This is a genomic window from Dorea sp. YH-dor226 (genome assembly GCF_039832105.1).
Taxonomy (GTDB): domain Bacteria; phylum Bacillota; class Clostridia; order Lachnospirales; family Lachnospiraceae; genus Dorea_A.
In genome coordinates, this window is the sequence record NZ_JBDOHS010000010.1 from 38,748 (window position 1) to 60,922 (window position 22,175).

At 44.1% G+C, this 22,175-nt stretch carries 21 protein-coding genes; 17 read left to right on the forward strand and 4 right to left on the reverse strand.

The window, feature by feature from the left end:
• Window positions 1–21 precede the first annotated feature (21 nt).
• The 12 genes from ABE547_RS09885 to ABE547_RS09940 all read left to right on the forward strand — a co-directional run bounded on the left by ABE547_RS09885 (window position 22) and on the right by ABE547_RS09940 (window position 13,887).
• Window positions 22–1,242, forward strand: a complete 1,221-nt coding sequence (locus tag ABE547_RS09885) for a nucleotidyltransferase family protein (RefSeq protein ID WP_347378619.1) — start codon at window positions 22–24, stop codon at window positions 1,240–1,242.
• A 15-nt stretch (window positions 1,243–1,257) separates the two neighbouring features.
• Window positions 1,258–2,070: a UPF0489 family protein gene (locus ABE547_RS09890; RefSeq protein ID WP_347378620.1), complete on the forward strand. Its 813-nt coding sequence runs from the start codon at window positions 1,258–1,260 to the stop codon at window positions 2,068–2,070.
• A gap of 210 nt (window positions 2,071–2,280) precedes the next feature.
• Window positions 2,281–4,674, forward strand: a complete 2,394-nt coding sequence (locus ABE547_RS09895) for a tetratricopeptide repeat protein (RefSeq protein ID WP_347378621.1) — start codon at window positions 2,281–2,283, stop codon at window positions 4,672–4,674.
• A 279-nt stretch (window positions 4,675–4,953) separates the two neighbouring features.
• Window positions 4,954–5,934 carry a hypothetical protein gene (locus ABE547_RS09900; RefSeq protein WP_347378622.1) on the forward strand — a complete coding sequence of 327 codons (981 nt, stop codon included), beginning with the start codon at window positions 4,954–4,956 and terminating at the stop codon, window positions 5,932–5,934.
• A 4-nt stretch (window positions 5,935–5,938) separates the two neighbouring features.
• A complete protein-coding gene (locus ABE547_RS09905) occupies window positions 5,939–6,502 on the forward strand; it encodes a hypothetical protein (protein WP_347378623.1) in 564 nt (187 codons plus the stop codon).
• A gap of 404 nt (window positions 6,503–6,906) precedes the next feature.
• On the forward strand, window positions 6,907–7,746 hold the full coding sequence (locus ABE547_RS09910; RefSeq protein ID WP_347378624.1) for a hypothetical protein: 840 nt from the start codon (window positions 6,907–6,909) through the stop codon (window positions 7,744–7,746).
• 59 nt (window positions 7,747–7,805) lie between these two features.
• A complete protein-coding gene (gene lepB / locus ABE547_RS09915; protein ID WP_347378625.1) occupies window positions 7,806–8,390 on the forward strand; it encodes a signal peptidase I in 585 nt (194 codons plus the stop codon).
• 15 nt (window positions 8,391–8,405) lie between these two features.
• Window positions 8,406–9,269, forward strand: coding sequence for a metallophosphoesterase (locus ABE547_RS09920; protein ID WP_347378626.1), 864 nt, complete (start codon window positions 8,406–8,408; stop codon window positions 9,267–9,269).
• Between the two features lie 128 nt (window positions 9,270–9,397).
• The gene (locus ABE547_RS09925) at window positions 9,398–9,691 is read left to right on the forward strand and encodes a PqqD family protein (protein WP_235250757.1); all 294 of its coding nucleotides are present in this window, start codon (window positions 9,398–9,400) and stop codon (window positions 9,689–9,691) included.
• A complete protein-coding gene (locus tag ABE547_RS09930) occupies window positions 9,672–12,182 on the forward strand; it encodes a LuxR C-terminal-related transcriptional regulator (RefSeq protein WP_347378627.1) in 2,511 nt (836 codons plus the stop codon). The genes ABE547_RS09925 and ABE547_RS09930 overlap by 20 nt, the downstream gene beginning before the upstream one ends.
• A complete protein-coding gene (locus ABE547_RS09935; RefSeq protein ID WP_347378628.1) occupies window positions 12,172–12,306 on the forward strand; it encodes a hypothetical protein in 135 nt (44 codons plus the stop codon). Before ABE547_RS09930 ends, ABE547_RS09935 begins: the two co-directional genes overlap by 11 nt.
• Window positions 12,307–12,870: 564 nt before the next feature.
• Window positions 12,871–13,887 (forward strand): hypothetical protein, encoded by a 1,017-nt coding sequence (locus tag ABE547_RS09940; RefSeq protein WP_347378629.1) that lies wholly within the window; start codon window positions 12,871–12,873, stop codon window positions 13,885–13,887.
• 386 nt (window positions 13,888–14,273) lie between these two features.
• Here ABE547_RS09940 and ABE547_RS09945 read toward each other — a convergent pair whose 3' ends face one another.
• From ABE547_RS09945 to xerA, 4 genes are all read right to left on the reverse strand, one after another.
• On the reverse strand, window positions 14,274–15,281 hold the full coding sequence (locus ABE547_RS09945) for a tyrosine-type recombinase/integrase (RefSeq protein ID WP_347378630.1): 1,008 nt from the start codon (window positions 15,279–15,281) through the stop codon (window positions 14,274–14,276).
• Window positions 15,268–16,260: a tyrosine-type recombinase/integrase gene (locus tag ABE547_RS09950; protein WP_347378631.1), complete on the reverse strand. Its 993-nt coding sequence runs from the start codon at window positions 16,258–16,260 to the stop codon at window positions 15,268–15,270. Before ABE547_RS09950 ends, ABE547_RS09945 begins: the two co-directional genes overlap by 14 nt.
• Window positions 16,247–17,485, reverse strand: coding sequence for a site-specific integrase (locus ABE547_RS09955; protein WP_287776843.1), 1,239 nt, complete (start codon window positions 17,483–17,485; stop codon window positions 16,247–16,249). Before ABE547_RS09955 ends, ABE547_RS09950 begins: the two co-directional genes overlap by 14 nt.
• Before the next feature lie 93 nt (window positions 17,486–17,578).
• Entirely contained in the window at window positions 17,579–18,532 is a 954-nt protein-coding gene (xerA, locus tag ABE547_RS09960; protein ID WP_347378632.1) for a site-specific tyrosine recombinase/integron integrase, read from the reverse strand.
• Window positions 18,533–18,813: 281 nt separating this feature from the next.
• Between xerA and ABE547_RS09965 the strand changes: the two genes are divergently transcribed.
• From ABE547_RS09965 to ABE547_RS09985, 5 genes are read left to right on the forward strand one after another with little or no spacing between them, the layout of a single operon-like run.
• The gene (locus tag ABE547_RS09965; RefSeq protein ID WP_347378633.1) at window positions 18,814–19,173 is read left to right on the forward strand and encodes a PqqD family protein; all 360 of its coding nucleotides are present in this window, start codon (window positions 18,814–18,816) and stop codon (window positions 19,171–19,173) included.
• Entirely contained in the window at window positions 19,173–19,856 is a 684-nt protein-coding gene (locus ABE547_RS09970) for a hypothetical protein (protein ID WP_347378634.1), read from the forward strand. The genes ABE547_RS09965 and ABE547_RS09970 overlap by 1 nt, the downstream gene beginning before the upstream one ends.
• Window positions 19,857–19,879: 23 nt before the next feature.
• A complete protein-coding gene (locus ABE547_RS09975) occupies window positions 19,880–20,125 on the forward strand; it encodes a hypothetical protein (protein WP_347378635.1) in 246 nt (81 codons plus the stop codon).
• A 13-nt stretch (window positions 20,126–20,138) separates the two neighbouring features.
• On the forward strand, window positions 20,139–21,011 hold the full coding sequence (locus ABE547_RS09980; protein ID WP_347378636.1) for a hypothetical protein: 873 nt from the start codon (window positions 20,139–20,141) through the stop codon (window positions 21,009–21,011).
• The gene (locus tag ABE547_RS09985; RefSeq protein ID WP_347378637.1) at window positions 21,011–22,162 is read left to right on the forward strand and encodes a radical SAM protein; all 1,152 of its coding nucleotides are present in this window, start codon (window positions 21,011–21,013) and stop codon (window positions 22,160–22,162) included. Before ABE547_RS09980 ends, ABE547_RS09985 begins: the two co-directional genes overlap by 1 nt.
• Window positions 22,163–22,175: the final 13 nt, after the last annotated feature.

Here is a 22,175-nt window from a genome sequence, read left to right on the forward strand (position 1 = left end):
TAATAAGGAGAAGCAGCTGTTTTGAGACGGCAGGAAGAAGAGATGAAACAGGAATATCAGGATTATATTACTTTATTAAGATCGTTTGTTAAAGAAGAAAAACCCAAGTTGAGTCAGGAGATAAACTGGCCGGAAATTATCCAATGTGCCAATATAAACAGTACAATGGGAATTGTCGGGTATATTTTGATGCTGTACAAAGATCTGGCAGATTCAGATTTGAATAATTTTGGCAGACAGCGATGTATGCATGAGATTGCGCTCTATTCCAGGAGGGCAGAACAGATGAACCAGTTAATATGCCAATTAAATGCACACCAGATTGATCATTTGCTGTTTAAAGGATTTATAGTAAGAGATTATTATACCAGTTGTCCGGAGTTGAGAACATTTGGGGATATTGACTTTGTTATCCGAAAGGAAGATCGCAAAAAATGTGATGAATTGATGAAGGAGCTGGGCTATGAACCACATGAGGACTGGGAGCCTGTTTACAGTTATACCAAAGGTATGGAATATTATGAGATTCATACGGATGTAATGGAAGTGGATGTGTCAGATAAAGCGGATTATCGGGAATATTACAGTCATATCTGGGAGCATGTAAGAAAGAGATTTCCGGAATCAGCGTCCTATTCTTATGAATTTGACCCGGAATTTCATTTTTTGTATTTGCTGACTCATATTGCGAAGCACATCAGTGTATCCGGTGCTGGGATTCGTATGTATCTGGATATTGCTTTTTTCATAAAACATTTTGAAGATACGATTGACTGGGCATGGATAAAGGAGCAGTTAAAGATATTAAAATTTGAAGATTTTGCCAATATTACTTTTAATGCAGTGGAGAGATGGTTTGGGGTTTCAAGTCCGGTGCCGATTCGCAAACTGTCGGATGAGATTATGGATGCATTTACAGTCTTTACATTGGAAGGCGGTGTGTTTGGCAAAGTGGGACGGGACAGAAGTGTAGTTTTCCTGAAACAGCAGGATAGGAATGAAGAGAAGGTTTCCCGTTTTAAAACTCTTATGTTTCATATATTTCCACCAATCTCCAGTCTGGAGAATCGATATACATATCTTCAAAAGCATCATTGGCTTCTGCCGTTTGCCTGGGGTCATCGTCTGATTGGAAACCATGGATCATGGGGGCGTTATGCCGATCATGCGAAAGGAATTATGAACGCAGATACGGAAGAAGTACTGAGATTGAAGAAAATGTATAAAGAGATTGGGCTTTAGATTGGAATATAGAGAATGAAAGTATTAGATTTGGACATGGATTTTTTTTCAGAAACACCGGCAGTGGACATTCCGGAAGATTGTGAAGAACGATTGGATGAAGAAGTGTATGGGAAAGGTGTTTTCTCGGAAGAGCGAGTCCGGACATTTTTGGAGAAGAATCTGGGGCTGTCGAAGAAGAATAAAATTCCGGGAAGAATTGTCAGGGGACATAACGAAGCCTTGTACTTTTGGCAGGAATTGATCGCATGCGGGAAATTGCAGGCGCCTTTTGAAGTGGTGCATGTGGATTCACATGGGGATCTGGGATGCGGCGGCTGGGAAGCATTTGAGCATATTGTAAAAAACATGCTTCAATGGGAAGTAAAAGAGCGTTCGTTACATTGCGGTTATCTGGATTCTGAAGGAAAAGTCAAAAAAGAAGGAATCGGAGATTATCTTCTCTTTGCAATTGCGTATCGCATGATTTCCAGACTGACATACTGTGCCAATCCATACAAAGAGCATGATGACTTTTGTTGGGGAATCCTGAAAGATCTTGAAGAAAATTATGGGTCTGATTCATGTGTAGAGAATACCATTCAGCTCTTATACAACCCGGATATGGAATTTCCGTTTTATTGTCCACAGGAGAGAAAGGGTTATGATAAATTCCTGGAACACAGTATTCGGGAGCCGGAAGTTCCGTTTACGATTTTTCCTACGTATGAATCAGTTCATTATAAGGGCGATTATGATTTTGTGGTAATGGCGCAGTCTCCAAATTATACTCCGGCAAGCGCAGACTTCATCATGGATGTGGTGCGGGATTATATAATTGAAATATAAAGATACTGCGTAGGAATCATTTTCTCGTATGGGAGGGTAGGATCATCTGGCGGAAGCAGATGATCACGGAAATGTTACAGCGCCTCCTGTATACTGGGAGGCGATCTATCAGATCACGGATGCCATGAGAGCACGCGGTGAGAAAGGTACATAGGGCGGAGACAGGGCTTCGGCTTATGAATGTAGTGATAGATGAATCAGGGGAATGATATGATAGGAAGGAAAGTGGCAAAAACGGTGTTGGATGTGAATACCATGCTTGGCCTCTTGTCTTCGATTGTTACAATCGAGGAGGCTGCCAGGGGGTGGTTTGGCGCTGCCCGACGAAGATTTAAAAAGAAAGAATTTGATCTGAATACATACCAGACGGAGGATCCGCTGCTTCAGGCGCAGCTGGATGCATTTAAGTCTGCTCTTTTGGAAACGGGAAGACCGGAGATATTTTCAAGGGAGCAGATTGAATTATATAAAGGGGAGTTTTATAAGGACATCGGATGCCGTTATCTGGAACGAAAGGAACTGGGAAAGGTCATAGATGACATTTTCGCGGATCTGAATCAATATATCAGAAGTCAGATGTCAGTGGGAGAAACGGTTCTGTGGAAGCAAGGTGAGAGGACTCAGCAGATGATCCGGGAGGTGGAACAGAAGGTTGCGGATCATCCGTCGAAGGATGTGGAGGTCTGCCGATTACTGACGGCTGCTCCGCCGAAGGTTCCGGCTGCATATGCATACCGGGAGCAGATGCTGGAAGAACTCGTGGATCTGGCGGGACGATATGAGGATCTGGCGATCTGGGGCATTGGTGGAATCGGGAAGACGACGGTGGCAAGAGATCTGTTTTGCCGGATGGAAGAGTCGGACGATTATCTGGCGTGGCTGGAGTATAGCGGAAATCTGAAGAAGGATATCATTTTCGCCGGAGTGGCGGATGCGATTCAGAAAGGGCAGGAAGAGATGGAGGCATTTCTTCTAAGACACCGGGGACATGTTCTGTTCTTTGTGGATAATGCCGATGAAAGACTGTTTCAGGATCCGTATTTCCGGGAGCTGGACGGAACGGTTCGCTTTATTGTTACGACCAGACGAAATGACATTCCGGACATGTTTTATTCTTATGAAGTTCCGGCTCTGTCGGAAGATCATGCGTGTGAATTGTTCTGGAGATATTATGGGGCAAGAGATGCGAAAGCCGAAGTCGTGGTCAGGAAGTTTTTGAGGAAAATGCAGTGTCATACTCTGATGATAGAGATGGCGGCAAAGACGGCGCGCTGGGCGGAGTGTCCGCTGGAGGAATATCTTCACAGTGTTTTGGAGCAGGGGTATGAGACATCGGCCGATACGATCGCGACATCACATGATACAGAAGAAGATACGATTGCAAGGCATCTGATCCACCTCTATCACATGCAGAAACTGTCGGAGACGGAGACTTATATTCTGAAGAATTTTGCGGTTGCGCCGGAGGAAGTGCTGCCGTATGCTTTCCGGAGATGGATTGCCGGGGAGCATGCGCAGGAAGATGCGCTGAAACCGGAGTTTCGGAATCTGTGTAAACGGGGATGGATTGCAAAGGTCAGTACCGGATACGAGATGCATCCGGTTGTCCGGGAGGCCATACTGCTGCAGGACAAGCCTGCATTTGAGGATGTGCATGCGTTGATCTGGCATATATTGGATGATGAGGAAGCCTTTTTTGATGAAAGTCTGGACTATGAGACTGTCTGCGGCAGGATCCGGCTGGTGGACTCGCTGGTCAGACATTTTCCGCCGAAGGAGCAGGAAGCGATGCAGACAGTAATGACCGTACTCGTTGTGGCATGTAAGAATTACTGTATGTTTGATAAGGCGATCAGTTACGCGGATCTGGATCTGGAACTGAATCTGGAGAACTATGGTGTCTGTCATCCATATACGGAAGAATCACTGTACAATAAGGCTCTTGTGCTGGAGGCCATGCAGCAGTATCGGGAGGCGATTGGCTGGTGTGAGATCCTGCTGAAAGTGACGAAAGTATTGTGGAAGGATGAGAATCATAAGCATTATTTCTTGGCATATCGGCTATATGGAACGATGCTTGCAAAAAGCAGGCGGTACAGAGAGGCGATTGAGACTTTTGATCGGGCTTTGAAGATTGAAAATGAAGTGATCACGGAGCAAGACCGGCTGGTGATTGAGTTTAATAAGATCAGTGTCTGGATGGAAATGCAGCAGTATCGGCTGGCTGAGCGGTTATTGGCAGAGCGGGAAGCGGACTTCTATCGGGTATTCGGGGGAGATCACATTTACACTGCTACTTTGTATCAGAACAAAGCCAATCTCTATGCAAATAAATATGATTTTGAGCATGCGCTGGAATATGACCGTAAGGCGCTGGACATCCGGAGGAAAAAGCTAAAGGACGGGCATGTTGATACGGCCCAGTCTTATTATGCGGTTGCGGAGGACCGATCCATCCTGGGCGTGGACATCGGGGAGGATCTGGATGAGGTGATCGATTACGCGCAGAAGGCGTACCGGACGTGGGAGAAACTGCTGGGAGAAGATGATAAGTACACACGTATGGCGCTGCGGCTGCTTCGGAAGCTGCAGAATCCGGAGTAGTATGAAGAAAGGGGTTGCATGATTTTTATTCCTGTGTTAAAATAACTTCACTTACAGATAATCATATCTGTATCTATCGGAACTGGATCTTACAGTTCCAGTATTTCAAAACAGCCGGATGGCTGTCAGCGAGAATGATCTCTCGGAAATTCATGATAAGTGATGCAGGATAATTTAAAAGTGAAGTTTTACACGGACGGCCTTGAAGAAAAGAAATATTTCGCTTATACTAAAGTTAAGTATACGCTCCGCGAGCGATATGCAGGGAATCTGTTCCGTATGAAACGGAAAGGAGATTCTATGGCGAAAGAGAACCGACAGGTGAAAAATAGTGTGTTAGTGGATTTGTTCTACGAAGATGAGTCTGCAGAAGACAATGATCGTATGCTGTACAATGCGTTGCATGAGGAACCGTTGCCGGAAGGAACAGAGATTCAGAAGATCCGTGTAGATAACGTATTGTATATGAACTTTAAAAATGATTTTTCTTTCGGTGCGGGAGGAAAAGTGCTGGTTCTGGGAGAGCATCAGTCAACGATCAATAAAAATATGCCGCTTCGCAATCTGATGTATACCGGCAGGGCATATGAACAGCTGGTTCCGGTAAAGAAGCGGTATAAGCGGGAGATTGTGAAGCTTCCCAAACCGGAGTTCTATACTTTTTATAATGGAAAGGCACCGATGGAAAAAGAAAAGATCCTGAAATTATCTGACGCATATGAAGTTCAGGATGATGATCCGATGCTGGAACTTCAGGTGAAGGTAATCAATATTAATCCAGATGCCGGACATGAGGTGCTGGAAAAGTGCCCGATCCTGAAAGAGTATGGTCAGTTTATTGATACGATCCGGAAGTATCAGGATGAGGGGGACGAAGATGCATACGAACATGCAATCAAAGAATGCATTCGACAGGGGATACTTGCAGACTATCTGACAAAGAGGGGAAGCGAGGTAGTAAATATGCTGGTAGCGGAATATGATTACGAAATGGATATAGAAGTGCAGAGGGAGGAAGCTTTTGAAGAAGGAGAGAGGCTGGGCCGTATGGAAGGAGAGAGGCTGGGCTGTGATAAGGGAGAACTGCTAAAGTTAATTGAGCTTGTGGTCAGGAGATTAAGAAAAGGGGATACCGCAGAGCAGACGACAGAACTTCTGGAGGAGCCGCCGGAAGTGATTCGAAAGATATACGAAGCGGCCGGGGAATTTGCGCCGGAATACGATGTGCAGAGTATCTACAGAAAATATATCGGTGATTGAAAAAATGGCAGATTTCAATATTAATCCGGATGCCGGACATGAGGTGCCGGAAAAGTGCCCGATCTTAAAAGAGTATGGTCAGTTTATTGATACGATTCGGAAGTATCAGGATGAGGGAGAGGAAGATGCATACGAACATGCAATCAAAGAATGCATTCGACAGGGGATACTTGCAGACTGTCTGACCAAGAGGGGAAGCGAGGTAGTAAATATGTTGGTAGCAGAATATGATTACGAAATGGATATAGAAGTGCAGAGGGAGGAAGCTTTTGAAGAAGGAGAGAGGCTGGGCCGTATGGAAGGAGAGAGGCTGGGGCGTATAGAAGGAGAAAGGCTGGGCCGTATGGAAGGAGAAAGGCTGGGTCGTGATAAGGGAGAGCTGTTAAAGTTAATTGAACTTGTGGTCAGGAAATTAAGAAAAGGGGATACCGCAGAGCAGACGGCAGAACTTCTGGAGGAGCCGTTGGAAGTGATTCAAAAGATTTACGAAGCTTCCGGGGAGTTTGCGCCGGAATATGATGTGCAGAGTATCTATAGAAAAATAAGCACGGGCTGGAAGGAATTATGACCAGTATATCCAAAAGCGGATTCTGCAAGGAAGAGACAGGCACCAGAGCCAGCTACGCCGGAGGAGTGTTCTATACGACACAATATTTTTAGCGGTTTCTGGGATATATTATGAAAAGAAAGTAGTGTAAAGAAAAGGGTTGCATATTTTTTACTCATGTGTTAAAATGACTTCACTTACAGATAATCATATCTGTATCTATCGGAATTGTATCTGACAGTTCCAGTATTTCAAAACAGCCGGACGGCTGTCAGCGAGAATGATCTCTCGGAAATTCATGATAAGTGATGCAGGATAATTTAAAAGTGAAGTTTTACACGGACGGCCTTGAAGAAAAGAAATATTTCGCTTATACTAAAGTTAAGTATACGCTCCGCGAGCGATATGCAGGGAATCTGTTCCGTATGAAACGGAAAGGAGATTCTATGGCGAAAGAGAACCGACAGGTGAAAAACAGTGTGTTGGTGGATTTGTTTTACGAAGATGAGTCTGCAGAAGACAATGATCGTATGTTGTACAATGCGTTGCATGAGGAACCGTTGCCGGAAGGAACAGAGATTCAGAAGATCCGGGTGGATAACGTGTTGTATATGAACTTTGAAAATGATTTTTCTTTCGGCGCGGGAGGAAAGGTGCTGGTTCTGGGAGAGCATCAGTCGACGATCAATAAAAATATGCCGCTTCGCAATCTGATGTATACCGGCAGGGCATATGAGCAGCTGGTTCCGGTAAAGAAGCGGTATAAGAGGGAGATTGTGAAGCTTCCCAAACCGGAGTTCTATACTTTTTATAATGGAAAGGCACCGATGGAAAAAGAAAAGATCCTGAAAGAGTATGGTCAGTTTATTGATACGATCCGGAAGTATCAGGATGAGGGAGACGAAGATGCATACGAACATGCAATCAAAGAATGCATTCGACAGGGGATACTTGCAGACTATCTGACAAAGAGAGGAAGCGAGGTAGTGAATATGCTGGTGGCGGAATATGATTACGAAATGGATATAGAAGTGCAGAGGGAGGAAGCTTTTGAAGAAGGAGAGAGGCTAGGCTGTGATAAGGGAGAGCTGTTAAAGTTAATTGAACTTGTGGTCAGGAGATTAAGAAAAGGGGATACCGCAGAGCAGACGGCTGAACTTCTGGAGGAGCCGCTGGACGTGATCCGAAAGATATACGAAGCGACCGGGGAATTTGCGCCGGAATACGATGTGCAGAGTATCTACAGAAAATATATCGGTGATTGAAAAAACGGCAGATTTACGGTAGAATGAATGGAGATTCTTTCGGAAAGAAGTGTATGATCATGAAGGAAAAAAAGACTCCTCCGATTCCGAATGTAGCAGAACTGGAATCGGAATTAAAGCGTGAAAAGTATAAAAATCGATACTGGACAGTATTTCGGAGCACGATATACATATTAATCACGGTGGCAGCCGTGGCTGTTCTTGTGGCGACCTTATGGCTTCCGGTTCTTCAGATCTATGGCAGTTCCATGACTCCGACTCTGGAGGAAGGGGATATCGTGGTATCCATCAAGAGTAAAACGTATGAAACCGGAGATATCGTGGCATTTTATTATAATAATAAGATCCTGATTAAGCGTGTGATTGCAGGCTCCGGGGACTGGGTGGATCTGGATGAGGACGGAACGGTATATGTCAACGGAGAAAAGCTGGATGAGCCTTATGTGAAGGATAAGGCTTTTGGAGAATGTGATCTGGAGCTTCCTTATCAGGTTCCGGAGTCCAGGATCTTTGTCATGGGAGATCACCGAAGTGTTTCTGTGGATTCCAGAAGTAAAGCGGTAGGATGTGTGGCAGAAGAACAGATTGTAGGAAAGCTGGTATGCCGTATCTGGCCACTGACAGGTCTTCAGACAATGTATTAGAGGAGTGAAGAAGACATGAAACACAGGAAACGGAGGATGCTGTTGATTGTGGCAGGAGTGCTGGTACTGGGCCTGATGCTCAGTATCTATATGTCTGCAAATTGTCTCACTGTGAACACATATACCTGGAAGACGGAAAAAATCTCCGGTAAAGTGAAGCTTGTGGTGTTATCAGATCTGCATGACCATGAATTCGGGAAGGATAATAAGCGGCTGATTGCAAAAGTGGAGGAGCAGCAGCCGGATCTGATCCTGCTGGACGGAGATATGCTGAATGAAGATTCTGAAGATGCTCATGTTCCGGTAACGCTGGTGCGTGAGCTTGTGAAGATAGCCCCGGTCTATTATGCGAAGGGAAACCATGAGGAGACGTATATGCAGGCGGGGCATGAGGAACTGATCGGGGAACTTCAGGATGCCGGAGCTGTATATCTGGATCAGGAGTATGTGGATGTACAGGTCCATGGTGAGACGATCCGCATCGGAGGTCTGTATGCGTATGCATTTGGCCTGGATGGAAATGATTCTGCAGAGGCAGTCGATCCTGAGATCCGGGAGTTTCTGGAAGCGTATCAGGATACGGATCACCTGTGCGTGATGCTTTCCCACCGGCCGGACAGTTTTATTTTTGGAGATGCGTCTTCTGTGTGGAAGGTAGATCTGGTGATCAGTGGACACAATCATGGGGGCCAGGTGGTACTTCCGGTTTTGGGCGGGGTCTTTGGCGGAGACCAGGGATATTTTCCAAAGTATATCCATGGAATGTATCAGAAAGATCAGATGCAGATATTCGCTACCAGTGGACTTGGAAGCCACAGCGAAAAGTTGCCTCGAATCAATAACATTCCGGAAATTGCCGTGATCGAGTTGCAGAACTGATAAATATGCACTAACTGCAATTTAATGCCATTACTTGCATATGTGTAAGGATTGAAATTGCCTACTTCATAGGATATAATAATATGAGCAGGAGGGATATGCAAAGAATGGCATAGAGGGAAGTAGACATGAGGATAAAGAAAGAATTTGTGCTTCGCGAAATTGCCGGTGATTACGTAATTATACCAACCGGTAAGACGGTACTGGAATTTAACGGTCTGATCACGGTCAATGAAGTGGGTGTTTCTATCTGGAAGATGTTACAGGAAGAAGTTACATTTGATCAGATTGTACAGAACATTCTGGAAGAATACGATGTAGAAGAAAGTGTTGCAAGGGAAGATATCCGGGAATTTCTGGATACATTGATAACCGGAGGTATATTAACAGGGGATCCGGAAGATGGAGAAGAACAGGAATAAGAATAAGAAAGAGATATCTGCAGGAAAAGAGTTATTGTATATCGATAAGACAGAAGTGTTGGAGAAGGGAATAGCATTATTCCCTTCTATTTATATTGAGGGAGCGGCAGCCACAGGAAAAACCTGTGCAATGAAAATGCTGAGGCGAAAGCATTCGGAAGTGGAGATACAGGCACTGGATCTTCAGGATGAAGTGAGCGCAATGAAGCGGTTTGACCGGATTCTAAGAGAATGGGATTCCTTCGTCGGAGCAAAGTGGTTGATGATTGACGGGCTGGATGCCTCTGTTTCAAAAGTCTGCGTGGAGAAGATTGCGGACTATATCCGTACCATGCCGCCGGAATCTAAAGTGATCGTTGCGGGCAGAGACTGGCCGGAAGAGGAATTTCTGGATCTGCTGTGGAAGAGACAGATGCAGATCGTTCCGCAGAAAACCCTGCAGTTTACAGAGAAAGAGATCGGTGATCTGGTGCAATACTATCACAGCAGTCTGAATCCGAAAGACATTTATCAGAGAACCGGAGGCTGGGCCGGCTGTGCAGATATGCTGATTCGTCTGTCTGTCGGTGAAGGGGCGGAGCAATCCGGTTCCGTGGAAGCGTGGATGGAATCCTATGAGATCCGGACTTATGTGAAGCGGCAGATTCTGGATCCATTGTCTGCGGAAGAACGGGAAATGATGCAGCGCGCGATCTTATGTCCCTGGTTCACGGAGGAGCTGTGCAGCGAAGTGTGGCAGGCAAGGAAGATATCTGGGATTCTGGAAAGACTTGGAAGGAAGGGGCTGCTGGTGCATGATAAGCAGAAGAACCGGTGGAAGGCAGCACTCATATTGCAGGAGAATTACAGGATAAAAGCATCGGTATTGCAGGAGAATCACAAGATGGAAATGCCGATATTGCAGGCACATCATGTCCGGTATGCGGATCCTGATCTCTGGAAACAGCTTGGAAGCTGGTATGAAAAGCACGGCAATCTCAAAGAAGCGCTCCAGTGCCTGAAGAAGTCGAAAGAGAAAGCAGCCTATCGAAGCTGTATGCTCCGGCATTATTCAGAGGTTCCGTTACTGGGAATCTCGTATGCCGAAGTTATGAACTGGAAAGGAAATGAACCGGAGCTCTGCTATCTGAGAGGAATCTACCGTTATACAAGGCAGCAGATGGATGGACTTAAGGCGGAGATTCAGAATCTGAATGCGGCGCCGGAAGATGACAGCAGGAAACGGGAGATCTATCTGAATCTGACGTATCGGCAGCCGGATCTGGATCTGGACAGCTGGCTTGCGCTTCTGGAAACATACACGAAAGACAAAGAACGGATACAATTATATGATATACAGGGATATTCCTATTCCTGCCTCTGCGGACTGCGTGATCTGTCCGGATTATTTGCCTGTGCAAAAAAAGAAGAAAACAGGAAAGCCAGACTGTGGAGGGAACACCTTGGAAAGGAATCAAGGCTCAGTTACCGGCTTGCAAGGATGGAATACTATCTGGAGACAGAACGGAAAGATGTGATATCGTTAGATGACCGGAAACTGCTTTTGGAAGATTGCGAAAATAATCCGGGGGACAGGCCGGAAAGGAAGCCAATCATCTGGCAGCAGCGTCTGGCAAGACTGTATCTGCTTTGCAGGCTGCAGCAGGTGATGCCGGAAGAAGAGCACAGCAGCTCCATTCACAGCCTGGCGTTGTCCCTGCAGCAGGAGGAGCACTCGGTATGCAAAAGGATAACAGATGCCGTACTCTGTCTGTATGCACCGGCAGACAACCGGAGAGAACGTCTGGCAAAGTGGCTGGTCAGTGCAGAACAGAGTGCGGAAATTCTGGCAGATGAGGAATGTTATGCGATACTGTGCTGCCGGGCCAAGGGGTGTCTGCAGCTGAACCAGTATAAACGCGCAGAAAAGATTCTGCATTATCTGGTTCCTTATCTGCAGCTGTACAGACGTTATAAACATCTGGCGGAAGCCCTGTTTCAGCAGGCGGTGATCCACTGGGCAGAAAAGAGAAAAGGACAGGCCCTGAAGGATACGATTGAGTCCTTTGTGGTAAATGGAACTTCTCGCTACGTCGGATTTTATACCGAGTATGACAGAACAGGAAAAGCAGTACTGGAAGACCATATTGACTGGCTCAGCAAAAATGCGCCCGGAGGATGGCACAGGAAGAAAAAGTACAATTACGGTAATGTTCTTCGCATGCCGGAAGCGGACTATATGGGGGTTGTCCTGCGATGCGCAAAGCGCCGCATGCGCTCGGACAGTTCCGGCGCAGAAGAGACTCCGGAAGAACAGCTGACCATGATGGAAACGATCATTCTGCAGGATATCAACCGGGGGCTGACCAACACACAGATCTGCGAGGAGCTGAACCTGAAACTCCCGACCGTAAAAACACATATCTATAATTTGTATAAAAAACTGGGCGTGAACAATCGCGTTCAGGCAATCCGGAGAGGAAAAGAAGAAGGAATCCTCGATGAACGATAGAGAAAAGCTAGCGTTCATCGGGGATACACTTTTTAGGACGGAAAGAAGCGAGACAACCGGAGGGGAGAAGGATAGAAAGAAGCGAGGCAACCAGAGGGGAGAAGGGCGTATAGAAAATATGTAGTCCATCACGCCCGTTTTTTCACAATTCATCCTTGAAATGGGATGATTTTTGCCTGAAAAGAGGGCGGTAGAGTGGAAGGTTTGCATTTGCGCCCAAATATATTCCATATGAGTAGAAAGAGTGGGGATGACAGCATCTTTTTTACATCTACGCCCACCGCGTGATTTTCAAGTGTCCCCTATAAACAGGATATGAGAAACTTCCGTTTATATCCTGCTTCATAGAGAGGGCTGTCTTCCACAGGTATGCATGTAAGGGCATACGGGAGAATTATATTGATCCTTCCGGTGCAAAGGTAAATTGATATCAACTGGTTCATTGCAAGAAAGTGCAAAATGAAGAAGAAAGTGCAAAATGAAGAAAAATAAGATATTGCATCTGATATAAGAGGTATGCTATACTACATCCACATCTTGGATCCAGATGAAGTCCGATTCGGATATTTCTGAAATGTCTGGACAATCGCTGTCGAAGCGATTCATAAATTCAATGGCAGTTTCGCCAGTTAACTCAAGTTTGATAAAGCGAAAAAATGAAAAACAGAATACAGAAGGAGGTTACAGCATGGGCAAGGGAAATGCTGCAGTCAGGCAGTGGATGGGTAATCCGGAGCGGTTTGCGGATTTGTTTAACGGAATGGTATTTGAAGGGGAGCAGGTGATCCAGCCGGAAGAATTGGAACCGGCGGATGGAGAGAAGGATACACTGCTGGAAGATAAGAATGGAAAACTACAGGAAGTACACAGGTACCGGGATCTTGTAATGAAGTGGAAACGAGGATGTCTGTTGGTTCTCCTGGCATGCGAGAATCAGGCAAAGGTACATTATGCTATGTCTGTCCGAAATATGTTATATGACAGTCTGTCCTATGTCGAGCAGATTCAGAATTCATGGAAGGGGAAGAAAGAGGATCTGAAAGTCGAAAAACCCTCTTCGGCAGAATTCCTGTCGAAATTTCGCAAGGGAGATAAATTGATGCCAGTCATTACATTGGTATTTTACTATGCTGACAAGCCCTGGGACGGAAGTACGGATCTGTACGGAATGCTGCAGTGGAGCAAAGATGAAAAAGAAAATATCGTCCTGAAAAAGTATGTGCAGAATTACCGGATTAACCTGATTGATGCAGGAAATATAAAAAATCTGGAACGCTTTCAAACAGATTTACAAGAGATATTCGGTATGATACAATGTAAAGAAAGTAAAGAAAAATTAATTGAATACTTAAGCGAAAAAGAGTCATACTTCCGGAATGTGGATGAAGAGACCTATCAGGCAATCCGGGAGTTCCTGCACTCCGAAAGGATATTGAAAAGTAAGATAAAGAAAGAGGAAGGAAAGGAGACGGTGGATATGTGTAAGGCATTAGAAGATCTGTATAACGATGGAATAGAGTGTGGAATAGAACAGGGCATAGAGCGTGGAATAGAGCGTGGAATAGAGCAGGGAAGTATTGCCGGATGCAAGAGAGTGAATAGGTTGAATTGCATACTGGCCGAGAAGAAGCGTATTGATGATATTATACGTGCATCGGTGGATATGGAATATCAGCAGAAGTTATTTGAGGAGTTTGCTTTGTAAGGGGAAATGAAAGAATAAGATAAATTGCGATTTATTTGAGCGAAAAGCGGGATAAATGAATCAGGAAAACGAAAGATGTCAGGGGTGAAAAAGCGCAGAGTCATCCAATGGCATCTTTTTGTCTGATTTTATGCCCTTTTTGGTTGCTATTTATAAAAGTGTGGTATAGAATGTACGGCTTTCGGATGTGGTGTACCAGGCTGGGCTAGTCAGTGCCTATCCGATATAGCGTTTATGTGCCAGTTTTACATTGGATTGATTTACAATTGCATAATGGTTATGACAAGCTTGTCATAATGAGTATTATGGAAAGAAAAAGCTTATGACAAGTTGCACTGACGGTTCTGCATATTTACAGAGGTATCCGCCAGAACAACTTTCCATAATTAATGCTTCAGACCATTAAGCCAGTCCAAAAGAGACTTGTCTTCTGTCCAGTCCTTTAGAGGCTTTTCAGGGATGATGTCCTTTCCAGATTTCATCTTATCAAGTGCCGCTTTCTTCATCTTGATGCTGGTTTTCGAGTAAATCTCAGTTACTTTTAAATCAGTATGGCCAAGAAAGTCCCTGATAAAAATCGGGTTTACGTCTGCTTCTGTTAGGTGCATGGCTTTTGTGTGGCGCATTCCATGTGGAGAAATCTTATCGATTCCACACTCATTTGCATACTTCTTTAAAATATATGCGATACCCTGACGTGAAAGCTTTTTACCCTGTGAATTAAAGAACAACGGATGTTCAAAACTCGAAGGAGTGTCTAAACGCTGCTCTGAAAGATAATTCTTCAGAAGGACTACAGTTTTATCCATCAGCGGTACACTTCTGGTTTTTCTTCCTTTACCAGTTAACTTTACCTGAGCGGGACAATCCAACCGCAGGTCGCCAACACATAAATCAGCGAGTTCTTGGACACGGGCACCGCTATCATATAAGAGAGTGAGCATGGCCTGGTCACGGCGCCCTTTCCTGGTTTCTGCATCTGGCATGGCTAACAGGCTTTTGGTCTCAGCCTCACTTAAGTATCCTACCTGATGCTTTTCAGCTTTTTTATACGGAATGCCCAGTATCTGCTGGCACTGAAACATATATTCCGGAGCCTGCATCTGAATATATCGGAATAATGAATGGATAGCAGCAAGCCTTTGATTTCGGGTACTTATACTGTTATTGCATTCCTGTTCCAGCCAGTTTAGATACTCAGTAATCCGTTCAGCAGTCAAATCGCTAACACGAAGCTTTTCAGGCTTTATCGAGAGTATATCGCGGCAGTATGTCAGCAACCGTATGTAAGTGTCTCTGTAAGAAGCAATCGTATTACTGCTCTGATTGCGCACACCGGGCAGTTCTTTCAGTAAAAAGTCACTGAGCAATCGGGGAAAATCAGTCGTCTTCATACTCTGTTTTCACCTCCAGATCCGGAATAATGTCAGCGTAAATCCGGTTGATTTGATCGACCAGGTCCGGGAACGACTCGGCTGTAAGTTTCAGATAACGCCCGGTGGCGGAAAGGGAGGAATGCCCCAAGTAGGTCATCAATAAAGGCAGGGCAACCTGATGCGGTATGCCATTTCTCAGCATTGCTTCCAGACTGTGCACACAGAATGTATGGCGAAGATTGTGGAGATGCGGTCCACCATCACTTTTGTTTCCGTGCATAATTCCGCAGTCGAAGAGTATATCCCGGAAGTAGTGGTTTACAGCAGTTTTTTCATAATGCCCCGTGCCGCGGCGGCTCTTAAAGAAATACTCATCAGGCACATAGACAGGATGTACTTTCCGTCCATACCATTTGATGTACTCCATTACAGAACCGCTTACCGGGATATCACGGTCCTTGTTGTTCTTCGCATTTATGACATGGAGGATGTTTTTATCCATATCGACATCTTTCATTCGTAGTCCCAGAGTTTCTGAAATACGAAGGCCGCATCCGTACTGTACACGCAGGATTGCAGGATAAAAAATGTGTGCGTTGGATGAATGCGGATGTATGGAATCTGCGGCATTAAAAATGTCGCTTATCTGCGAGTGGGTAAAAATATACGGCTTGAAATCCTCATTTCTTTTGGTTACGATAGAGAAGTCAACCAGGTACGCAGGGATTTCGTGTCTGATCAGATATTCGGCAAAAGTACGGATCAGGATAACACGCTGTTCCTGCGTCCTCTGTTTCCAGTTTGGATCCCACTGGATAAAGGCAAGGCATAAAGCTTTAGGAAGCCCGTTGGAACAATCAAACTGCTGACTCATCCTGTCAAGGACGGAGAGAACTCGTTCCTGCTCTTCGTATTTATAGCCGAGCGTGCGCTTCTCATTAAGGAAGTTCCGTATATGTTCGGCGAGAGGACCGGTAAATGTCTTATTCTTTGACATAATCCTTCACCTCCACTTCCAGGGCGCACTTGCGCAGGCCATTTATATCTACTCTGAGATAATGTTTTGCTACCTGTGGATCCGAGTGACCCAGTATATCTGAGATGGTTGATGTCTCCACGTCATTCTGAAGCAGGTTTGTTGCAAGTGAATGGCGGAGGGTATGCCAGCCATAATGCTTTGATTTATCGATAGGAATGCCAGCCCTTTTCAAAGCCTTGTTGATGTTGTGTCGGAGTGTGCTCTTAAACGGGCTGCCCTTATAAGGTGCATTGTGCGTTACAAAAATATTTGGATAGTCCGTAACCGGCCTTCCATTTTTCAGGTAATCAATGATTGCCCACCCGGCATCATCCGGAAGCGGAAGCGAAAGAGGCTCCCGGGTTTTACTCTGGATAATCGTGATAAGCTTTTTATCCCAGTCAATGTCATTCAACGTGAGGGAAAGAATATCTCCGATTCGAAGCCCAAGCCTTGCCCCTAAAAGGATAATGGCGTAATCCCTTTTCCCGATTGGCGTGGTGATGTCAACGCTGTTGATCAGGCGCTCAATCTGTTCCTCATTCCACACAGTGGGCAGCTTTGTGCGCAGCCTCTGCGGTGGATGCGGCAAAAACACTTCTATCGGTTTGTTTACATACTCATGTAAAAATGCATACTTGAAGTATTGCCGGAGAGCAGACAACCTTTCCGCAATCGTTACCGGAGCGAGTCCAACCATTGTTTCAGTAAAACGTGACATCAAGGCGGGGGTAATGCCATTGAGATCATGGATTCCCGCAGAATCCAAAAACAGTATCAGGTCTTTGATAATATCCCGGCAACGCCTGTACTGATAATGGGAGCAGCCGTATTCCACTTCATACTTTAGAAACCCTTCCGTCACCTCCTTAAAGGGAATCGGCCAAACGATTTCGCCGTGGTAATCATGCCGCCGAAAAAGTGTGCCGAAGTTGAAGTATTCAGCAAGAGAGCGAATTGCACGGAAGTAATACATTTCATTCTTGGAATGCTCTCCGGATGTGACGAAGCCCCCGAGCTGCTTGAATTTCCAAAGAAGGAAATCCGTTCCTTTTGACTGTGAATAATCACAATCACCTGCGTATTCCTTAAATTCCTGGAATACCTTGCGATATCTCCGCATTGAGTCTTCGGAATACTGAAGATCAACCAGTTTTTCTTCCAGCTCATTGCAAAGATCCGCGACTTTGATTTGTCTTAGCATAACAAACCGTCTCCTTTCTGATTATGACGTATTGTCAGTTACATCAGAAAGTATCGGTTATTATGTAAAGAAAAGCCACAGAAAAAACGTTAACTATGCAGACTTAAGGACATCGCTTTCCATAAGTACTTGCTTTCCATAATAATGGAGAGTCGTATCAATCTTAGTGTGACCGAGAAGTTTTTGCACCTGTTCGATCGGCATTCCTTTTTCAATTGCCATGGTCGCCATGGTACGCCGGAATTTATGAGGGTGGACATGACGCACCTGCGATTTCTGCCCCAGATTCTTCAGGAAACGTTCAACTCCGGCAATGGTAAGACGATTCCATGGAGCATGCACGCTGACGAATAGAGCGGGGTCAGAATCTGTTCGGGTCGCAAGGTATTGCTGCAAATGAATTTTCGTTTTTGCATCAAAGTACACAGGCCGTTCTTTGTCGCCGTTTCCCAGAACAATGCATTCGCGTTCCACAAAATTAATGTCAGAGCGATTCAATTTCACCAGTTCTCCGACTCGGATACCGGTAGATGTCAGGAGGTCAATGATTGCCAGATCGCGAGGGTGCGAACATTGATCGCGCAAAAGCTCCAGCTGTTCGTCTGAGAGAGTTTCCTTGACCTGTTGTGTGGTCTTTACTTTGTGGATGCGGCGTACCGGACTTTTCACAATATAATCTTCATCCTCCAACCAGGCAAAAAAGGAAGACATGATTCGTCGGATGTTATCAAGCGTAATTTTACTGGAATGCCTCGAATTCTGATAATTGGACAGATAAAGGCGAAGATCATTGGTCTGGATATCACAGATGTTTTTCTGGAGCGTTTTGTCCATGCGGGAAAGCGTATTATAGTAATAATCCAGCGTGTTGTCAGAACATCCCTCGATCTTTTTGGCGGCAATAAAAAGCTGAATCAGTTTTTTGTTCTGTCTGGAATCAACAGCGGGCGTATCGATAGAACAATCCGGAAGATTGCAGGTGTCAAACACCTGATTTAATACGGTTTCCAGTATTCGATTCTGATCAGGAGAAAGATGCGGCTGCATCAGATGACAGATTTCATAAAAACACCCCTTTTTGAATTAAGTGTAACGTTTGGTGTAGAAATGGTCAAACAGACATGTTATGATAAGGGAAATAATTGTTGAGAAAAAATATAAAAAAACTAATACTTTAAGATGAGGAATTGAAATATAACTGAGTTATAATGGATAAGATTCCATAATTATGCGATTTTTGGACGTACATGAGTTCGATAAATCGAAATTTATTTTTTAAATTGTTATATATGGTGTTAAGATTCTGGAAGGAAGGTTGAGTACTGAAATTGAAGAAAACATATCAAAAGCCTTTTGCAAAGATAGAAAATAGTGAAAATCCTTTGAATAAAAATATTTGTACTAAATATAAAGTTACGAATGAAATGATTTTGCGTGAAATCGCAGGAGACTATGTGTTGATTCCGATTGGTAAAATGGCGATAAAGCTTCACGGGATGATTTCTCTGACAGAAAGTGGAGTGTTTTTATGGAGACTACTACAGGAAGAACATACAGAAGAGGAATTAGTGGATGCAATTCTCGAGGAGTATGAAGTTGATCGGGATACAGCGCGTACAGATGTGAGAAATTTCCTTATAAAACTTTTTAATACTGGATTGATAGAACAGGATGGAGACAAGGCGTGATGAAAAAACAAAAAATAATTCAAATTTTTCTGATGGTTGCAGTTCTCCTTATGGTGACAGCATGTTCAGGTAAAAAAGATACAAAAACAACAGATGCAGAAGAAACTAAGGAGAATAAGAAGATAGAGATTAGTTTTCCTTATGCATTGGATGAAGAAAGGTTGCTTGTCAATTCATTATTTCAATCCAGCATAGAGAATCCGGACTGTGATAATGAATATGCGGATGATATTGCATCTTTAGAGATTGTAAATCAATCAGGGAAATATCTGGAATCCGCGGAGATAACAGTACATATGAGCGATGATACAGAACTGCATATGTCTGTTGCAGATGTTCCGTCTGAACAAAAAGTATGGGTGTTTGACAATCAGAATCAGGTGCTTTCAAGTGATGCAACCTGTATTTCGATAGAATGTGATGCAAAGTATCTTGATGAAGTTCCATTAATGAAGGATCAGGTTGTTGTTGAGGTAAATGAGACAACAGTCACACTTTTGAATCAGTCAGAGGAAACTCTGAGTGGATTAACGGTCGAATGTCACTGTATTATCGATGGAGTATATTACGGTGGCTTGACATATAGCTATCCGGCAGAAGATATCATGCCGAATGGCAGTGTAGTAATTGAGGCAGAAGACTGCTTCTTAGGAACAGCAGATGTTGTTCGTTTATCAAAATAAATAATAAGAAAAGGAGATTGCGAATGAAGAAATATGTAAAGCCGGATTTGGTATATGAGAACTTTGAGTTGTCTCATACCGTGGCAAATTGTAGTGCGGCATTGAACCATGCAGAGGCTGAAACGAATTGCTTTATTAATGACATCGAAGGGATTGATTTGGGATACACCGTTTATACAGCAGGAGCAAACTGTACATATGGTCCGGAAGTATGGGAAGATTACTGTAAATTCACTGGAACGGATGGATATAATGTTTTTACTTCTTAAGAGAGATTAGCAGATGTTTTGTTACTGGTTTAAAATTGCAGGAATCATTATTGCACTCAAAACAGAAAGCCAAATAACTGTCTCGGAACGTTTTCGCCCGTTTCAATGTGAAAAAGTAAAATCATATGATTATGAGGTGACGTTTCATCAAGTAGATCAACTTCCGGTAGTGACGGAGCCATGGAGCCATAACGAGCTGGCGTTTGATGTTGGACAAGATGCGGGCGGGCGCTATTTTCGGAGATTTCGAAATGTGAATCAGGATGGACAGATATATGCTGTGGCATCTTATGAATGGGAGAAGCGATCCATAGAAGTAAGATATCTTTCTTGTGGGAGTGAAAATCTGAATCAGAGTGATAATTGCTTTTTTCATATCGCATGGGAAACTATTTTGCAATTGGAAAAATGTATGATTCTACATGCCTGTGCAGTAGATACTCCCTATGGTGGGATTCTTTTTTCGGGAAGCTCCGGAATAGGTAAGTCTACGCAAGGCGATCTGTGGTGCCGATATGAAAATGCTTCTATTATAAACGGAGATCGTCCGATTCTTAAAAAAGAGAATGGAATCTGGTATGCATATGGAGCGCCATACGCTGGATCGTCCAGGTGTCACAAAAATGTAAGTGTACCGATTCGGGCAATTGTTATGCTGAAGCGTGGAGAAAACTCTATCGTTTATAAGCTGAATCCGGCAGAAGCATTTCGTAAAGTATATGCGGGAATGACAATCAGTACATGGAACCCAGAGTGTGTGGAAATATCCTGTGATCTTGCGTTGAGTTTAACTTCAGAGATTTCTGTGTATGAGATGCAATGTACTCCGGATCAACAAGCAGTGGAGAGATTAAAACAGTCGTTGTTAATGGGGGCAGATATCTAATGACAAGAAATGTGAAAAAGACGCTTACATTATCAGAATATATGCTTCATAAGGCAAGTATGGCAAAAATACCTTTGAGTGGAACTTTTGAACTATCTCCAATCTGTAATTTTTCGTGCCGGATGTGTTATGTGAGAAAGACGGCAAAGGAAGTGAGAGAACACTCAAGATCCATGATGACGTTGGAACAGTGGGTGGAGATTGCGAAGGAAGCACACGATGCAGGAATGCTGTATCTATTGCTTACAGGAGGAGAACCGCTACTTTGGCCGGATTTCTGGGTGTTGTATGAACAATTGATTCGGATGGGGTTTCTGGTATCTATTAATACGAATGGATCACTGATAGATGAAGCCGCTCTGGAACGTTTGAAAAAGTTGCCGCCGAGAAGAGTCAATATTACATTATATGGAGCATCAGATCGCACTTATGAAAAGTTGTGCGATGCAAAAGGTGTATTTTCAAAAGTGGACCGGGCGATCACGGAATTAAAAAAGGCCGAAATTCAGGTAAAACTCAATTGCTCGCTTACTCCGGTAAATGCAGGTGATTTGGAAGAGATGATTCAATATGCAAAAGACAGAAATTTAATTCTTGAGGTTGCACCTTATATGTTCCCGCCTGTCAGACGAGATCCTGACATGATAGGGGTTAATGAAAGATTTACGCCGGAAGAATCTGCAAGATATCGTTTAAAAACTTATTTTCTTCAGAATGGAGAGGAACGGTGGCTGAAATATCTGGAACAGATCATAAAAGGAAGTGTTCCGCCGCCCGGACTGGATGAAAGTTGTATAGATCCGGTAGATGGAAGAATCCGATGTCGTGCGGGCAATGCTTCTTTCTGGATTACGTGGGATGGACAGATGTTGCCGTGTGGCATGGTTACAACACCAAGGATAGATGTATATGAAATGGATTTCTTATCAGCGTGGAAACAATTGGCTGAGATATGCAGTAGTATGAAATTATCTGGTGTCTGTAGTAAATGTGAAAATCAGGAAATCTGTCATGCATGTGCGGCGATGGCGATTGCTGAAACAGGAGATGTATCAGGAATTCCGGTATATCTGTGCAGGACAGTAAAAGAAATGAAAATATTGGCTGAAGAAATATTACAAGGAAACAATACGGTTAAACAGCAAAAATGATGCAGTTTTTGCT

Coding starts and splice junctions, on each gene's coding strand:
- ABE547_RS09980 (WP_347378636.1), top strand. CDS start 20,139: ATGTTTTGTTACTGGTTTAAAATTGCAGGAATCATTATTGCACTCAAA.
- ABE547_RS09905 (WP_347378623.1), top strand. CDS start 5,939: ATGGCAGATTTCAATATTAATCCGGATGCCGGACATGAGGTGCCGGAA.
- ABE547_RS09985 (WP_347378637.1), top strand. CDS start 21,011: ATGACAAGAAATGTGAAAAAGACGCTTACATTATCAGAATATATGCTT.
- ABE547_RS09940 (WP_347378629.1), top strand. CDS start 12,871: ATGGGCAAGGGAAATGCTGCAGTCAGGCAGTGGATGGGTAATCCGGAG.
- ABE547_RS09930 (WP_347378627.1), top strand. CDS start 9,672: ATGGAGAAGAACAGGAATAAGAATAAGAAAGAGATATCTGCAGGAAAA.
- ABE547_RS09935 (WP_347378628.1), top strand. CDS start 12,172: ATGAACGATAGAGAAAAGCTAGCGTTCATCGGGGATACACTTTTTAGG.
- ABE547_RS09895 (WP_347378621.1), top strand. CDS start 2,281: ATGATAGGAAGGAAAGTGGCAAAAACGGTGTTGGATGTGAATACCATG.
- lepB (WP_347378625.1), top strand. CDS start 7,806: ATGAAGGAAAAAAAGACTCCTCCGATTCCGAATGTAGCAGAACTGGAA.
- ABE547_RS09910 (WP_347378624.1), top strand. CDS start 6,907: ATGAAACGGAAAGGAGATTCTATGGCGAAAGAGAACCGACAGGTGAAA.
- ABE547_RS09920 (WP_347378626.1), top strand. CDS start 8,406: ATGAAACACAGGAAACGGAGGATGCTGTTGATTGTGGCAGGAGTGCTG.
- ABE547_RS09900 (WP_347378622.1), top strand. CDS start 4,954: ATGAAACGGAAAGGAGATTCTATGGCGAAAGAGAACCGACAGGTGAAA.
- ABE547_RS09890 (WP_347378620.1), top strand. CDS start 1,258: ATGAAAGTATTAGATTTGGACATGGATTTTTTTTCAGAAACACCGGCA.
- ABE547_RS09975 (WP_347378635.1), top strand. CDS start 19,880: ATGAAGAAATATGTAAAGCCGGATTTGGTATATGAGAACTTTGAGTTG.
- ABE547_RS09950 (WP_347378631.1), bottom strand. CDS start 16,260: ATGTCAAAGAATAAGACATTTACCGGTCCTCTCGCCGAACATATACGG.
- ABE547_RS09925 (WP_235250757.1), top strand. CDS start 9,398: ATGAGGATAAAGAAAGAATTTGTGCTTCGCGAAATTGCCGGTGATTAC.
- xerA (WP_347378632.1), bottom strand. CDS start 18,532: ATGCAGCCGCATCTTTCTCCTGATCAGAATCGAATACTGGAAACCGTA.
- ABE547_RS09945 (WP_347378630.1), bottom strand. CDS start 15,281: ATGAAGACGACTGATTTTCCCCGATTGCTCAGTGACTTTTTACTGAAA.
- ABE547_RS09955 (WP_287776843.1), bottom strand. CDS start 17,485: ATGCTAAGACAAATCAAAGTCGCGGATCTTTGCAATGAGCTGGAAGAA.
- ABE547_RS09970 (WP_347378634.1), top strand. CDS start 19,173: ATGAAAAAACAAAAAATAATTCAAATTTTTCTGATGGTTGCAGTTCTC.